At 62.2% G+C, this 15,562-nt stretch carries 14 protein-coding genes; 5 read left to right on the top strand and 9 right to left on the bottom strand.

Features of this window, described 5'->3' with window-relative positions; all coding sequences use genetic code 11:
- Entirely contained in the window at nucleotides 1-381 is a 381-nt protein-coding gene (locus NA637_RS03550; protein WP_256071060.1) for a tetratricopeptide repeat protein, read from the bottom strand.
- A gap of 550 nt (nucleotides 382-931) precedes the next feature.
- Here NA637_RS03550 and NA637_RS03545 point away from each other — a divergent pair.
- From NA637_RS03545 to NA637_RS03535, 3 genes are read left to right on the top strand one after another with little or no spacing between them, the layout of a single operon-like run.
- Nucleotides 932-3,496: a YdbH domain-containing protein gene (locus NA637_RS03545; protein WP_256071044.1), complete on the top strand. Its 2,565-nt coding sequence runs from the start codon at nucleotides 932-934 to the stop codon at nucleotides 3,494-3,496.
- A 38-nt stretch (nucleotides 3,497-3,534) separates the two neighbouring features.
- Nucleotides 3,535-3,726, top strand: a complete 192-nt coding sequence (locus NA637_RS03540; RefSeq protein ID WP_256071059.1) for a YnbE family lipoprotein — start codon at nucleotides 3,535-3,537, stop codon at nucleotides 3,724-3,726.
- 8 nt (nucleotides 3,727-3,734) lie between these two features.
- A complete protein-coding gene (locus tag NA637_RS03535; RefSeq protein ID WP_256071043.1) occupies nucleotides 3,735-4,079 on the top strand; it encodes a YdbL family protein in 345 nt (114 codons plus the stop codon).
- A gap of 199 nt (nucleotides 4,080-4,278) precedes the next feature.
- Here the strand turns inward: NA637_RS03535 and NA637_RS03530 are convergent, their stop codons facing one another.
- The 6 genes from NA637_RS03530 to lptF form a co-directional block, all read right to left on the bottom strand.
- Nucleotides 4,279-5,052 (bottom strand): aspartyl/asparaginyl beta-hydroxylase domain-containing protein, encoded by a 774-nt coding sequence (locus NA637_RS03530; RefSeq protein WP_256071041.1) that lies wholly within the window; start codon nucleotides 5,050-5,052, stop codon nucleotides 4,279-4,281.
- A 63-nt stretch (nucleotides 5,053-5,115) separates the two neighbouring features.
- Nucleotides 5,116-6,081, bottom strand: coding sequence for a hypothetical protein (locus NA637_RS03525; RefSeq protein WP_256071040.1), 966 nt, complete (start codon nucleotides 6,079-6,081; stop codon nucleotides 5,116-5,118).
- A 7-nt stretch (nucleotides 6,082-6,088) separates the two neighbouring features.
- The gene (locus NA637_RS03520; RefSeq protein ID WP_256071038.1) at nucleotides 6,089-7,018 is read right to left on the bottom strand and encodes a diacylglycerol/lipid kinase family protein; all 930 of its coding nucleotides are present in this window, start codon (nucleotides 7,016-7,018) and stop codon (nucleotides 6,089-6,091) included.
- A 31-nt stretch (nucleotides 7,019-7,049) separates the two neighbouring features.
- Complete coding sequence (locus tag NA637_RS03515) at nucleotides 7,050-8,237, bottom strand: CDP-alcohol phosphatidyltransferase family protein (RefSeq protein ID WP_256071037.1); 1,188 nt, start codon at nucleotides 8,235-8,237, stop codon at nucleotides 7,050-7,052.
- 55 nt (nucleotides 8,238-8,292) lie between these two features.
- On the bottom strand, nucleotides 8,293-9,372 hold the full coding sequence (gene lptG, locus NA637_RS03510) for an LPS export ABC transporter permease LptG (protein ID WP_256071036.1): 1,080 nt from the start codon (nucleotides 9,370-9,372) through the stop codon (nucleotides 8,293-8,295).
- Nucleotides 9,369-10,436 (bottom strand): LPS export ABC transporter permease LptF, encoded by a 1,068-nt coding sequence (gene lptF, locus NA637_RS03505; RefSeq protein ID WP_256071034.1) that lies wholly within the window; start codon nucleotides 10,434-10,436, stop codon nucleotides 9,369-9,371. The genes lptG and lptF overlap by 4 nt, the downstream gene beginning before the upstream one ends.
- 148 nt (nucleotides 10,437-10,584) lie before the next feature.
- Here lptF and NA637_RS03500 point away from each other — a divergent pair, with 148 nt between their 5' ends.
- Nucleotides 10,585-11,358 (top strand): NTP transferase domain-containing protein, encoded by a 774-nt coding sequence (locus NA637_RS03500; RefSeq protein ID WP_256071032.1) that lies wholly within the window; start codon nucleotides 10,585-10,587, stop codon nucleotides 11,356-11,358.
- Nucleotides 11,359-11,363: 5 nt separating this feature from the next.
- Here the strand turns inward: NA637_RS03500 and NA637_RS03495 are convergent, their stop codons facing one another.
- Both NA637_RS03495 and NA637_RS03490 read right to left on the bottom strand, forming a co-directional pair.
- The gene (locus NA637_RS03495; protein WP_256071030.1) at nucleotides 11,364-12,182 is read right to left on the bottom strand and encodes a nucleotidyltransferase family protein; all 819 of its coding nucleotides are present in this window, start codon (nucleotides 12,180-12,182) and stop codon (nucleotides 11,364-11,366) included.
- A gap of 55 nt (nucleotides 12,183-12,237) precedes the next feature.
- A complete protein-coding gene (locus NA637_RS03490) occupies nucleotides 12,238-13,389 on the bottom strand; it encodes an N-acetyltransferase (protein WP_256071028.1) in 1,152 nt (383 codons plus the stop codon).
- A gap of 443 nt (nucleotides 13,390-13,832) precedes the next feature.
- Between NA637_RS03490 and NA637_RS03485 the strand changes: the two genes are divergently transcribed.
- Entirely contained in the window at nucleotides 13,833-15,560 is a 1,728-nt protein-coding gene (locus NA637_RS03485) for a fatty acyl-AMP ligase (protein ID WP_256071026.1), read from the top strand.
- Nucleotides 15,561-15,562 lie beyond the last annotated feature (2 nt).

Genomic DNA, 15,562 nt, shown 5'->3' with positions numbered 1-15,562 from the left:
TCAGGCCGGCCCGTCTGTGACGCCGATTCTAGCGCTTGGCAACAGCCCCGAAAGGATATGCGAGGCTTCCACCGAGCCCTGTGCCGCGGCCTGTTCCAGCCAGTGGCGTGCTTTGGACAGCTCGCGGTGCTGCCCCTGGCAGTACAGCTGACCAAGCTCTAGCTGGGCCTGACGGTCGCCGGCTCGTGCGGCCTGGCGCAGCAGTTCGAAACCGATGCGACGATCACGCTGGCTGTCGCAGTCGTGGCAGAGCAACCGTCCCAGGCGGCTCTGCGCTTCGACCACACCTTCGAGTGCCGGCTGCTTGAGCATCCGACCGGCGATGCGTTTGACACTCTTGGTCTGTCCTAGACGCTGACTGTCCAGCAGCCACAACGCCATGCGCAGCGGCAGGCGTGGAGAAGATGAAGTGCTCTTGAGCGAGCTCGAGCCGAGTGGATGCGTTCTCATGGTCACCGAATGGTTCGGGGGAACAAGGGCGCGCACTCTACTCCTTTTTTGACAAAGTTAAAGTCTTGAAAAAAATTCGAAATATATGATCTGCATCACACAATTATTTAATCCACAGAAGTTGTGGATAACTCTGTGGGCAACCAGCCTACAAGTCCCCCTAGCGCCTATGGTTAGCGGGCTGCAGTTAAACTGGCGGTTTTTTCGCCAATGTAAAAAACCTTTATTTTTCAGCAGGTTATTGCGGATATAAGCATCCTTTTGATTTTCGATAATTTGTCATAATCGCTCGACAGCGAATGTGCACAAGTTTGGCGCAATCTTCGCGAAACGCCCTTCTGAGCGCGTCCCCCTGGCGTTTCGCGGCATGGCAAGGAACTTTCCGCTCCCAGTTCGGTCTCGCCGACTTCCGTTCGTGAGCCAGTCGCAAGCGCGCAGCGACCGGCCTATGCTTACGCATCGATTTTCAGCGGAACGGGTCATGACGAAGCGGCGGACAATCCTGGTCTTGGCGGTTGCCGGCCTGGCTCTGCTCGTTCTGGGGTTCGGGTTTTATGGTGGCTTCCGCTGGCAACAACTCAAGCGCGACCTCGGAATCGTCACGCTCGACGTCAGCGGGATGCGCCTGACGCTCGACCATTTTGCCGTGGGGCAGATGGTCCTCATTCGGCAGCCATCAACCGGCGAACGGCTCGCAGTGACACTCGACAATCTGCGCCTCGACTTTGCAGGCGGCTGGCGACTGCTGCCACTTCGGTCACTGAGCATCGAGCGCCTCGACGCCCGATGGCATCCAGCTGCCAGCAAGAACGACGACAACCAGCCCCTCTCTTTACCCGACCGTGAGCAACTGGACGACTGGTCGGCTTGGCTGCCCCGACGAGGACAGATCGCTTCGCTGAACTTGGTTGTGCCCTGTGCAAGCGGAACCTGCCGGGCCCAGGGGCAACTTGGCTGGCAGCTTGGCGAGGAGGAGCTGCTTCCCGCCATGCTCAACCTGCAACTGGACCATCAGGCGCATCGCCTGGCCTTGGCGCTGCACGCGTATGCACAAGACAGCGACACCCATCTGGATCTCGGATTGCTGCTGGACGGCCAGCAGCGCTTGAGCATGCAGAACCAACTGACTGCCCAGACCGATTCGACGCTCTGGCGCGGCACCTTGGCCATGAACGGTTTGCCCGAAGCGCCGTGGCTGCTGGCCTGGTTGAATGAATGGCTGGCCTATACGCCGCCGGCGTTGCCGACACTACCCGAGCAGATGCGGATCGGCGCCGGCTGGGCACTGCAACTCGACACGCAAACGCTGGCGAAGAATTGGCAGGCACTGAATGGTGAACTGCGATTATCGGCGAATCTACCGGCGCCCTGGCCCGTGGTCGGGCTATGCCAGCTACAGGGTCAACTGGACTTGAGCCTTCTTGCCGATGACGGCCTGTGGATCCCAACCGAGCTGGCCGGCGATGTCATCCTGCAGCCGGCCGCGGATCTGTTCGCGGCATTGCCGGCACAGCTGCGCCCCAGTGCCGTGAGTCTCCAGATCGTACCGACAGAGACTGACGAGGCGTCCCAGGCACTGCCCTTGAGCGTGCACCTGTCTACCAGCGGCCTCTCGCCTGTGACGCTGGATACGCGTCTCGTACTGGCAACCGCTGCGCCCTACGCGGCGACCTTCGACCAAACCCGGCTCAGGCTACGCAACCTGGCGATGACCGCGGCGGACTTCAGCTTGCAGGGGCTCGAAGCGGACCTGCGGCTGAATGGGCGGGTTTCACAGCAGGACGCCACCATTCGCTTCGACAAGGACTCGAGGCTGCGAGCAGACAGCCTGTCAGGCGCGTCAGGCCTGACCGCCAGCAGGCTGATGATGCAGCTGGCGGGGGTCGGGGTGGAGGCAGGCTTTGCCGAGGGTGAACTTCGACGCCTGGCGATTACCGGCAAGCCCGCTGTAACGGCCAGTGAAATAAAGCAGCCGGCCTTGCGTCCGCAGGGCTGGCGCTGGAGCGGCACACTCAATGCGGACTTATCGCAGGTCTCCCTCGACGGCCCGCTGAGCAACGATGGCGGCCTCAGCCTGCCAGTGGCGCTGAGCCACACCTGGGCTAACAGCGCGGCTCGCCTCAACGTCACCTTGCCTGAGCTGTTCCTGCACGCCGGCAACCCACTGGCCGCGACTTTCGCCGACTGGCCGCCCTTGCTGGAGCTGAACAACGGACGCCTGCACGGACAGGCGCAACTCAACCTGCCGGGCAACGGCCCACTCGCAGCGTCGGCCAAGCTCAGCGTCAAGGGGCTCGGCGGCATTTACGATCGCACCGAACTGAGCGGGCTCGAGGCAGAAATTTCGGCCGCGTTACAGCGTGATCAGCTGCGGTTGGACGTGACGGAACTGACCTTGCACGAGGCCAATCCGGGCTTTACGTTCGGCCCTTTGCGCTTCGCCGGTGAATACGCAGGGCCGCTCGGCAACTTCGCTCAGGGCCGCCTGACCTGGAGTATCGCCGAGGTGCGACTGCTGGGCGGTCGACTATGGCTGGAACCGGGCGTGGCTGATTTTGGGTCGGGCACGCAGCAGTTGAAAGCTCACCTGCGCGGGCTGCAATTGCCATTATTGCTCGAAGCCTACCCCGCCGAGGGACTATCCGGCACAGGCGTGATCGATGGCGAACTGCAGCTGCAGCGCAGTGCAGCCGGAATCAGTATCGAACAAGGCTCGCTGCAGGCACGCGAACCTGGCGGCGCACTGCAATTTCGCTCGCCGGACATCCGGGCATTGGGCCAAGCCAACCCGGCCATGCGCCTGGTCAGCGAGGCGCTCGACGACTTCCACTACGATCTGCTCGCCAGCGATGTGCACTATACCGCCGACGGCAAACTCGACCTGGGCCTCAAGCTGCACGGGCGCAACCCCGCGCTGGAAGGCGGCCGTCCCATCAATTTCTCAATCAACCTCGAGGAAGACATTCCCGCCCTGCTGACCAGCCTCCAATTGTCTGATCGTGTCAGCGAAACCATTCGACGGCGCGTGCAGGAGCGCCTCAAATGAGGCAATGTAGCGGCGACTTCGATCTGGAGAACAGCGTCATGCGGTTGTGCCATTTCATCAGCATTCTGGCGCTGGCCCTGCTGGCCGCTGCCTGTACCCCGCGCGTTGAGCTGGCCGTGCCCAACGAGCCGATCAACATCAACCTCAACGTGAAAATCGAGCATGAAATCTACATCAAGGTCGACAAGCAACTCGACTCAATCATCAACGAAGACAGCGGTCTGTTCTGAGGAGCCTTATGAAGACCTATCTGCAACTCGGAACCCTGCTAGTGGCGCTGTGCCTTGCGCTGCCGGCTGCCGCCATGTCGCTCAACGAAGCCATGTCCGCACTCGGCCAGGCCAAGGCCAGCGGCCAGCTCGGCGAGAAACCCGACGGCTATCTCGGCGTCGTGCAGAGCGGCGGCCAAGCCGAAGAAATCGCCAGCCAGATCAATCAGGCGCGGCGTGCCGAATACCATCGGCTGGCACAGAAAAACGGCATCAGCGTCGGCGATGTCGAAGCCATCGCCGGCAAGAAAGCGATCGAAAAAACCCCGCCCGGCCAGATTATCCAGCTCAACGGCAGCTGGGTGAAGAAGTAAGGGAAGCATTGGCGGGGAGCACTCGCGCCCCGCTTCACCCTCAAAACCAGGTCGACATTGGCAAACAGGTTCCAGGCAAAACCGCCCTCTGGTCGAAGAACACGCTGCCGCTCTGCGCTGGCGCCAGGTGAATCCCCGTGTTCAAAGATACCTGGCCGCATGAGGTCTGCAGCGATACCCAGCAAACCCTGTGGTCCCGCTAGCGACCCAGGCCGCGTTCCCAAGCCTTGTGATTGCGCCGAGCGTCCTGAATGAAGGGCGACCAGCGGATCAGTTGCAGTACGACCCGGTTGAGCCAGGCACCAGGCCACGCCAACGGCCGTCGGACATCGAGAAACAGCACCACCCGTGTACCGTCGGTATCGTTCCAGACCTGGTGGCGGAAGGTGTCGTCGAAGATCAGAAATTTGCCCGCTTCCCAGTGGCGCGTCTGCCCGCCGACCTCAATGCGGCATTGTTCCTTGGGCTCGGGCACCAGCAGGCCCAGATGGGCGCGCAGCAAGCCGTTGTATGGGCCGCGGTGAGGCGGAATGTGCTTGCCCGGCGCCAGGATCGAGAAGAACGCCGTAAACATGCCCGGAATGGATTCCACCAGCTGGGTAGTTGCCGGGCATTGCTCACAGTTGCCTGCCATCTTGTAGCCGTAGCCGTAAAGGAAATAGGTTTTCCAGCGGTTGTCCTGGGTGATGTTCAGCTGATCTTTGGATATTTCCTGGAAGCTGGGGAGGTCTGCCTGGCGGGCGAGTACCAAATCCAGTTCGCGGCGTATCACTTCCCACTGGGCTTCCAGCGGGGCGGTCCAGGCGAACTGCGCGGGGTCGAAGAAGGGGGTCACACCGACCTTCGAATAGCGCCGGATCAGGTTTTCAAGCCGCTTGATGAGCCAGAGGCCTATGGCCACGCTGGGCCGATGCTTGCGCTTGCGCTTGCGTTTGGGCCCGCCTGCATCGCGCGCGCTGTTCGTTTGGTTCATGGATCCTCCGGGAGGCGTTTCAGTTGGGGCGATGCGATGAAGGCCTCGCGGCGCAACCGTAAACTAGCGTAGCCGCCGCTGGCGCAGCAGCCGCCAGAGTAACGGCCAGCCGAAGATCAGCGGGTGTCGCCGCACCCGCGGGCTGATCTCCACCGGCTGCCCCAGGTGGCGCTGCAGTTTCCAGGCGACGTAGTCCACGCCGTTCTCGAAAGTAAACACTGCCTTGACCAGCCGGAGTACGTTCAGCGTCCGGCCCTGGATGCGCCGCAGTTTCCAGCGCCTTGCCATGCGCTGGCGAACCGCAGCGGGCGCCACGTTGAGGTAGTCGTCGCCGCCTGCACCCGCCTGCATGACCTCGATCACCGAAGCGGCGGCGCGGGTGACCCGGCGATAGTGCTCCCGATCATGCTGCGCCAGTTGCGCCGGTCGGTCGGCCGCCTCCGGGCGCAGCTCGGTCGCATAGCTCAGCGCGAGCCCGTTCTGCCAAACGGCCTGGCTGTCAAAGCGTGCCGCCTGACAAGGTACAGTTTGGCTCAAGAATCTCACCACCGCACGTGCCAGGGACAGGTGAATGCGCCGCTCGATGTGGGGATCGCGGGCGTACACCAGCCGCGATGGCTGCGCGAACCGCCCCCAGAGGTAGCTCTGGAACCATAGCGCGGTGCCGCGCTCAAGGTCGGCCAGTGACAGTACGGCGCATTTCGCTTGCAAAGCCTGGCCGCCGGCCGTGTGCGCCTGCAGGGGCGAAACATTCGGCGGCAGCCATGCGTTGGCCAGTCGCAAGCCCCGTCTGCCATGAGCGTGGCGGTAGTCATCAACGATCGCATACAGATCTACCAAGCCTTCCGCTGGGTCGGCGTTGCGCAGGCAGGAGCCGTAAAACAGAACAGCCACCAGCGCCTCGCCAAATCGCGAGTGAAGCTGATCACACAGCAACAGCAGCTCTGCCGGGACCGGAATAGATGTCTGCCGGACGATTTCTTCTACCAGAGCGGGCGGCGGAACGGGGAACGTGTGAGCAAGGCGCATGGGTGCTTCAATAGCTCAGAAAGCGCAGCGGGCGCGTCACAGCGATGCGGATCGGACCATCTGCGGGAAACGATTCCCCATCAAGAATGAAATCCGTCGGACCGGTCAGGCTGAGTGCTTCCAGGTTGTGACTGAAGTAGCCGTCCCGCTCGCGGGCGGTGCCAGCACCGCGACCGCTGAGCAGCGAAGGCAGAACCCGAGCCAGGCGGCCCGGACCATAGGCGACGGCCGTGACATGCAGCGGAGCCTCTTCCGTACCCCAGTAAGGCCGGCAGCCGATCAGCAGGCGATTCAGCGTGGATGCCAGCACCAGTAGCCAGTCCCCGTCCCGACAGGAGCCCGCCATCTGCAGGGCCGCGGGCATCGGTGGTAGCAAGGGTGACGGCTTGTTGCGCAGCAGCGACAGGAGCATCCGGCCGAAGGCCAACACGGGCCCGACGACGCCATGGACGCCGCTGGGGCGGATCTGCTGGTGGTAGTAGCGGACGCCGTTGAGGATGGCACCTGTGCCGAAGAACATGCCGAACTGCTGTTTGCACGCCGGACCGGCTTCTATGCGCAGCACCGCCCGCTCGGTCGCCCCGGGGGGGCGGCCGCCGCTGTCCAGCCACGCCGCGAGCAAGCGTAGCGCGCGCTCGGGCTTGTACCGTGCGCCGAGGTCGGCGGCGGTCATGTTAGTGGTGCCTGCGGGGATGACCAACAGGTCCGGTATAACGTCGTTCGGCTCCTGCAGCAGTGCCGTGAGCATCCCCTGCAGCGTGCCATCGCCGCCCATGATCACGATTAGATCAGGCGGATCGGCACGCCATTCGGCTGCGGCATCGGCCATCGCGGCGGAGTTCGCCGCCTCCCGAACGGACACGCCCGGTAGCGACATGGCGACTTTTCGCAAGGTTGCGAGCTGCCTGCGCACACGCCCGCTGAGCGGATTGAGCAAGAGTGCGACGCGCCGGGGTCGGCCCGCTGCCTTAGGCATCGTTGAGCCCTGAGCGCGGGGCGAACAGGCGAACGACCGCCTTATGGCTTTCGGTTTTCAGGTCGACCTGGCTGAGCCAGGGCTGTAACTCGGCGCCACCCTTGCGCAGCGCGATCGCCCAGACTACCCGCACCGCGAGCACCAACGTCGAGATCAGCGTCCAGAGCGCCACGAGCAGCAGGCCGATGTCGTTGGCCTGTGCCATCCAGGCAAGGGTGAGCAGGAGCATGTTGGGATTGCGCCGGGCGGTGAACAGGCGATTGACCGAGTCGAACGGTCGCCAGAGAAACATCGAGAACGGCGCGGCGAACTTGAAACCGCCTTCGCACAGCCGGCCGGCCACATAGCCAAGAAAAATCGCCCAGCACACGTCGTTCAGCGACAGAGCATGGTCCCAGCTCGCTGCCAGCCCGACGCCCCAGGCGATATACCAGAGAGGCGGGTGGACCAGGTCCAGCGCATGGTCGAACACATTTCCGAAGCGCGTCGACGTCACCGTCACGCGGGCGAGCTTGCCGTCCACGGTGTCAAGGAAGGTCATCACCCAGCCTGCCAGCAGACCCGCTCCGAACTGGCCGTGCCAGAAGCACCATCCGGCGAGGATTGCCAGCAAGTAGCTGGCAGCGGTCACCTGATTCGGGCTCAGTCCCAGGCGGACGCAGAGGCCCGTCACCCAGCGCGCCGGCACGGGCCAGACCCCTCGGGTGATGAAATCGGTAACGCCTTTGTAGGCACCGCTGAACAGGGCTTTTTCCAGCTGCGAGCGGTTGGCCTCGGAGATCGGTGCGACCCAGGGTACGTCCAGCTTGCGCAGTTGAGTCTGAAGGCCGGAGGCGACGGTGTCCGGCAGGGTTTTCGGCAGACTGGCGATAACCGGTCCTTCCAGCCGGGCAGCCTGCTCATCGAGCCGGTTGGCGGGAACGCATGCAGCCACGACCTTGCCGTCACGCGGGTCTTGAAGCGCGACCCCTTCGCTGCGCAGCAGCCCGCGCAGCACACGTTCGTCGTAAAGATAGTCCTCACGCAACAACAGCACGATGCCGTCGTCGGGCAGCGCTCGCCCGGCTGCCATCAGCTGCGCGTCTGGCAGACGACGCAGCACGCGCCGCAGTCTTTCCCGGGAGGTCAGTCCCCATAATGTCACCGTACACTGCCCCACCAGGTGAACTTCGGTTGTCATATGTGTTGCGCCCCTGATTGTCGACTGATTATGGCTGTCTCAATTCGCGTCATTCTCATGCCCTCCGGCTGTAGCGCGCCACCACCAGCAGGGCGGCGACCAGCAGCACGGAGGCGGGTAGAATACCTATGGCGAGTGGATCGAGCTTGAGCAGAATGCCCAGATTTACCAGGATCTGATTGACCATGTAGACCAGCAACCCCACCAGCGCGCCAACCGCAAGCTTGCTGGCAAGCCCGGTCGAGCGGCTCTGCCCAAAGGTGAAAGGTACTGCGAAAAGAATCATGGCGAGCGTCAGTATCGGATTGCCGAGCTTCTGCCAGAGCGCCACCAGGTACTGCTCCGCCGGTTGACCGGTGCGCTGCAGGAAGTCGACATAGCGGTTCAGCTGTACGAACGAGAGGCTTTCAGGCGGTAGGCTGACTTCGCTGAGACGGCTGCCCGGAACGAACGATTGCCAGGGCATGACGTCGAGGTGCTCTACCGTTTCCTCATCACCGGCCCAGCGCTTGATGGTAACGTCGTGCAGTTGCCAGAGATCCCCGGCCTGGACCTCCCCGCGCTGCGCGCGGATGTACTGGCTCAGCGCATGGTTGGGGTCGAACCTAAAAATCTCGATCTGGTTTGGGGATTGGTTCGAGTTCAGGCCTCCGATTCGCACCATCTGGTTTTCCCTGATTGCCCAGATGCTGTGGTCTTTGGCGGAGCGGCTATCAGTTATGGCCAGGGCCAGCGTTCGTATACGCAGGGCCTTCTGTTGCAACGGTGAAGCCACCCACTCGTCGGTCGCCGCAAGAGCCAGGGCCAGGAGCACACCGGCCATGAGCGCGGCGAGCCCAATACGGGCGACCGATATCCCCGCAGCGCGCATCACCGTCAATTCCTGAGTGATTGCCAATTGACCAAGGCCGGCTATGCCGCCCAGCAACGCGATGAAGGGACCGAGGTCTACCGCGCGGCGGGGCAAACCGAAGAGTACGACGGTCACTGCCTGGGTCAGGCGATAGCCGCCTTCATGCAGGTCATCCAGCTCTTCTACCAGCGCGAGCGTACCGAATAGCGGTAGCAGTAGCGCCGCGGCTGCCACGAAGCCGACGAACAGGCTGCTCAGCAGGTAACGGTCAAGATGCCTCATCGCAGCCGTACGCTGCCGACGTCACGCAGCAACAGCATCAGCAGCGCGACGGTCATGATTGACGGGACGAGCCACAGCCCCGGAAATGCGGGAAAACTGCCATTGCTGACGAGGCTCTTGCAGATATCGCCGCCGAAGAAAACCAGTGCGTAGATCGCCGTGACCGGAAAAAGGTTGGCGAAACGTCCTCGCCGTGGCGCCGTCCGGCTCAAGGGTACCGCGAGCAGGGCAAGCAGCAGCGTGCTGAGGCCTCGTGATTGCCGCCATTGCAGTTCGGCTCGATCCGGCAGAGACAGAGATTCCCGTAGTTGGCCCGTTGGGGTGGCTTTCCGGCGCAGTTCGCTCGATGAGTCGATGGGGGCAAGGTGCATCGCCATCGCGCCGAACGAGACGGACTCGTCTCGAGTTCCGGCATGTTCGAGCGCATAGCCGTTGCCGTTGGTGAGCCTTATGACTGGATCATCCGGGTTCGGGTCGGCGATCCATGCCTGTTCGGCCCGAAACACACGGGTACGACGCTGACTGGCGTCATAAATGAATGCGTTGTGTAGCTTGCCGGTTTCATGGTCGATAGTGCGTGCCCAAATCATCCGGCCATTCTCACGGTTGATGTTGAACCGCTCCGGAAGCAGATGGTTGACGTCCAGATCAGTCTTGGATTGTTGCTCGAGAGCGAAGGCCCTGGCATAAGCCCAGGGTCGTGCTTCCACGGAAATAGCAGCCACCAGGAACGAAACGGGTAATGCGAGGAGCGCCACCGCGAGGTAGATTCGCAGGGGACTCACGCCGGAGGCGCTAAGCACGGTCATCTCGGCGTCGTGATACAAACGGCCCAGGCCGAGTACAACCGAGACGTACACTGCCACCGGAATCAGCACTTCCAGTGCAATGAGCACCTTGTAGTAGACAATGTCGAAGACGACGTTCAGGGCAAGATTGCCACTGGCCGCCTGGGCCAGATAACGTTGTGTCGAATAGGTGGCAAAGACAAAGATCAGTATTCCGAGCATGATAATGAGCGGTCGACGTGTTTCGGCAATGACGTATCGCTCGATGAGCAGCATGAACTCAAGGACCTTCAATGGCTCCAATCCGGCTAGCCTAGCCGTTTCGCCTTCGATGCGAAACCACCGGCTGGCGCAGTCTGAAATGTGCGCAAGCACGGGCTATCGACTGGGCAGAGATGTCCCGGTTATTTTATTAGGAGACGGCATGACGCAGAGGAACGGGCTTAATCGTGTGGTAATCCTCGCTGCTGGTCAGGGAAGACGGCTTCTTCCGTACACTGAAAGCAGCCCCAAATGTCTGATCGAACTGGACGGCAAGACAGTCATCGAATGGCAGATCGACGCGCTCCAGGCGACCGGCTTCGATGACATCAATGTGGTCGCCGGTTACGGAGTAAGCCAGGTCGAGCGGCTGCTCGCGCAGCGTTACGGTCAGGGCACCGTTTCTGTCCATTACAACCCGTTTTTCGAGGTGGCCGATAATCTGGCCAGCTGCTGGATGGTGCGGCATGTGATGGTCGGGCAGTTCGTCTTGCTCAACGGCGACACCCTGTTCGATCTTCCGGTACTTGAACGCTTGCTGGCAGCGCCGTCTCGGCCCATCACGCTGGCCGTTGATCAGAAGAGCAGCTACGACAGCGATGACATGAAGGTATGCCTAGAGGGTGATCGGCTCACGCGGGTAGGCAAGACCCTGCCATTGGCCAGCGTCGACGGCGAGTCGATCGGAATGATGCGCTTCCAGCCGGAGGGCGCCGAACTGTTCCGCCAGGTACTGGAGGCCAGCATGCGTACGCCCGAAGCGTTGCAGCGCTGGTACTTGAGCATTATCGATCAACTTGCGCAAACCACCGGTCAGGTATTCGTCCAGTCCATCGCCGGCCTGGGCTGGGGAGAGCTGGACTTCCCGCATGACTTGGAGGCGGCAAGGATCAAGGTCGGGTCATGGAGCCAGCCGCAGGCGCGATCCTATGCCTGACGCGGCTACTCCGTAGTGGGATCTGAGGCGGCCCTCGCGGCCACGATGCGCTCGACCAGCTGCAGATCCGCCGGCGAGTCGACATCGATGGCCGCTTCGGCGAACGGCAGGACAACCGCGCCTATCTTCACGTCGAGTCGATGCGACAGGCGGGCCAGTGCCTGGTCCAGCGTCAGGCGGCCGAGCAGATAGCGAATCACCGCCAAGGGACCAAGTGCCCCGGAAATGACGCGCCGTGGGTGCTTGCGTTCCTGTTCGATTCGTTTCCAGAAATCGGCCAGTCTGCGGCTCCGTTCCGTGGTGAAGGCGAACAGGTTGCAGCCCGAATAAGGCCCGCCTCGCAGGCGTACCGGCGTGCGACGCGTATCGGGGAAGCGCGCCCGGACGGTCTCCAGATGAGCGACGGCCACTACGAAGTCGCAATTGCTGGCGGTAGCCTCGCGCAAGAAGTAGTCGACCATGGCCGTGCTGAGCAACGCATGGTCCGCGGTGGTGACCAGAGCCGGCTGCTGCTTGGGTAGGCTCTGCAGCGCATTCAGCGCGCTCGCGCTGGGCGAGTTGGCGTTCGCTTGCCAGCCGAGCATGTCGGTTATCAGTCCCTGCTCGATGAGTGGGTCCATGCGCAGCAGTTCGCGGTCCGGGCCAATCAGCATCGTTCGGCTGACCTGAGATGAGCCCTGCAATGCATCCACGACCCGACGGATCATCGGGACGCCGCCGACCGGGGCCAGCGCCTTGCAGGGAACGCCAGCGGCGCGTGCGACTTCGTCGCCGGCGTGCCTGTCAGCCGCCAGCACTAGTGCAATGTATCGAGCATCTTCCAATTCATCTATTCCCGGTGGCATGAGGAACGCACAATACGCGCGCTGGACGTCAACTTCAGATTCGCTTCTGGTAGAGGCGATAACGCTTGTATTCGTGTGCACCGATGTGCTCGAGGATGTTGCGCATACCCGCGTTGCCCTCGAGGATCCATGACATTTCAAGCGCCTCTATTCCGCGCCTGACGAAGGCCGCCCTGAGCGCTTCGATCAGGCACAGCGCCAAGGTTGGACCGAGACGGCTGAATTGGTGCGCCTTGCGCACTCCCATCAGCGGTACGCGAGCGCTTTTCGCGCCGCGCACTTTCAGTTTCCAGAGCAACTGCAGCCAGCCGAAGGGCAGTAGGCGCCCCTGCATCGGTGCGATCAGCTCGTTCAGGTTCGGGAGCGCAATGATGAAGGCGCTCGGCTCGCCGTCGACCTCGGCGATGTACAGCAGGTCTTCCGGCACCAGCAGCTTCAGGTTGTTGCCAAGCTCCTCGAATTCCTCTTCGGTGAAGGGAACGAAGCCCCAGTTTGCTGACCAGGCGTCGTTGAATATTTCCCTGAGCAGCTGCATTTCCTCGCGGAACCGGCTGCGATCGAGCGTGCGCAGGCGTATCCGGCCGTGCCAGCGGTCCATCATGCGCCGTAGCGCGGGTGGGAAACTGACCTCGTCGGTACGCATCCAGTACGCCAGCAGGTCGGTCGCCGGTGAATAGCCAAGCGCGGCGATGCGTGAGTCATAGTAGGGCTTGCCGTGGCCCATCATTGCGCTGGGCGGGCTGTCAAACCCTTTTACCAGCAGGCCGCTTTCCTCGTTGATGGTCAGGCTGAAGGGGCCCGTGATGCGAGTTGCGCCACGCTGCCGGAGCCAGCTCTCGGCAGCGCCTAACAAATCCTGGAATACGGCGGGGTCGTCGATAGCCTCGAGCATGCCGAAGTGTCCAGTGTCTTCGCCGTGCAACTGGCGGTGCAGACGGTCGACCTGAGCTGTGATGCGGCCCACAGGACGGCCATGCATCCAGGCGATCCAGCCCTGCCAGTCGACGTGGTCGAACACGGGATTCTTGCTTGACAGATGCAGGCTACGTTCGAAGTGCAACGGCTCGATCCAGTGCGGGTCGTCTCGGTAGAGTAATCCCGGGAGACGAATGAAAGTGTCCAGGGCCTTCTTGCCCGATACCGGTTCGATAGTGGCAGGCGTGTTTCCGTTCGAGGGTTTATCCATGGGCGGGTCTCCGGACTCTTGGCCCGATGATAGGAAGGATGACCGCTTTCGGTCTAGGCTCAGCATGCCGGCCGGCGAGCCGTCGCTTCACGAGCTTGCGAGAAATCGACTCTTGGCCCGATGATAGGAAGCATGGCCACTTTCGGTCTAGGCTCAACCATGCCGGCCGGCGAGCCGCCGCTTCACGAGCTTGCGAGGATCAGCGAGGGCGTCGGCGAAGGAACTAACGGGTTGCCTGGCCAGTCGACGTGTTTAGCTTCTTACGCATATGATATATGATCGCTACGCTCGAGTCGGTCGCTTGTTCAGCCGCTAAACCGGCTTAATGGCCTGTTTCTATTCATAGATCATGTTTCCAATTTTCGGAGACCAAGGGTCTGCCGGCAATTGCGCTGCCGAGTTGCCGTTGCGTTTATCAGGACCGTTTGATGGCTGAACTTTATATGTCTGCAACTTGTACTAGGCATGCGCTACCCCAGCGGCTCGCGGATTTCCCAACGCTCTCGGAAGCTCTCGATTACGCTGCTCTTGGCCAAACCGGCCTGAATTTCTACGACGGTCGATGCCGCCTGACTGCCGTTGTGCAATACGCCACCCTGCGGCGGACGGCGCAGGCGATCGCCAGGCGACTGTGCGGGCTGGGCCTGCAGCGAGGCGACAGAGTGGCGCTGATCGCGGACACCGAGCCAGGCTTCATGGAGGTATTTTTCGGCTGTCAGTACGCTGGGCTTGTGCCCGTTCCGCTCCCGATTCCGTCAGGGCTGGGCAACCACGCGCCATACGTAGAGAAGCTTCGCGGAATGCTGGCCGATTGCACCCCGAGCGCTATCCTGGCACCGAAGGAACTCCTTGCCCTGGCCCGCGAGGCAGCGCCCGCAGGTCTTGGCTTCATCGCCTCGGTCAGCGAACTCAGGTCGCAACCCGTACCGCAAATCGAGCTGCCCCCCTCATGCCCCGAGGATATCGCCTATTTGCAGTACACATCTGGAAGCACGCGTTTCCCGCGCGGCGTGGTCGTCACGCAGCGGGCCGTGATGGCCAACCTGCAAGGGATGATCCGGCATGGTCTGGGCGTGACCCCGCTTGACCGCTGCGTATCCTGGTTGCCGTTCTACCACGACATGGGCCTGGTGGGATTCGTTCTCGGCCCGATGGCATCGCAGCTTTCGGTCGACTACTTGCGGACCCAGGATTTTGCCATGCGCCCCAGGCAGTGGCTGAACTTGATCGACCAAAATGGTGGCAGCATCTCGTTCGCTCCGCCGTTCGGCTATGACATTTGCGTGCGCAGGGCTCGAGCCAGCGATGTCGAGCAACTGAACCTGAGCAGCTGGCGTATCGCCGGCATCGGCGCAGAACCCATTCGAGCCGAGGTGCTGGAACGCTTCGCCCAGCAGTTTGCGCCGACGGGTTTCGATCGCAAGGCGTTCCTTCCCTGCTACGGGCTCGCGGAGAGCACGCTTGGGGTCACCTTCGGTCGCAGGAACAGCGGCGTGCGGGTGGAGGTGGTGGATCGTCGGGCACTAGAGCTTCGTTCCGTTGCGGTGTCCGTGGCTTCCGACGAACAGGCGAGCAGCTTCGTCAATTGCGGCCCAGTCCTTCCCGGACACCAGTTGCAGATTCGTGACCAACAGGGGAAGGCAATAGCCGAGCGGCGTGTGGGCCGTGTAGTGGTGCGAGGGCCTAGCGTGATGTCCGGCTACTACCGGAATCAGCTGTCAACCGCTCATGTGATTGATGCTGATGGCTGGCTGGACACCGGCGACCTGGGTTATCTAAGCAATGGCGAGTTGTTCGTTACCGGCCGTCAGAAGGACGTCCTCATCATCAGGGGGCGCAATATCTGGCCGCAGGATATCGAGTATCTGGTCGAGTCGCGGCCGGAGATCCGCCCTGGAGATGCAATCGCGTTTGTCGTTTCGGCAGATCCCGATCCTGTGGTGGTGGTGCAAGTGCAGTGCCGCCTGACCGAGCCCGAGAAGCGCAATCTGCTGGTCCGTACCTTGGTTAGTCTGATTACCACCGAAATCGGCATCGCGGCGACGGTCGAATTGGTGCCGCCACATTCGTTGCCGCGAACATCGTCAGGCAAGCCGTCGCGCGCGGAAGCGAAGAAGCGTTTCCTGCGGCAGATTCCAGCCGATCCTGGGCTGAGCCTGGCAGCCACCTGACC

The sequence above is a fragment of the Stutzerimonas stutzeri genome, from assembly GCF_024448935.1.
In the GTDB taxonomy this organism is placed as follows: Bacteria; Pseudomonadota; Gammaproteobacteria; order Pseudomonadales; family Pseudomonadaceae; genus Stutzerimonas; species Stutzerimonas stutzeri_AO.
Note: the sequence above shows the minus strand (reverse complement) of the source record. Positions and strands in the feature narration are given on the sequence as shown.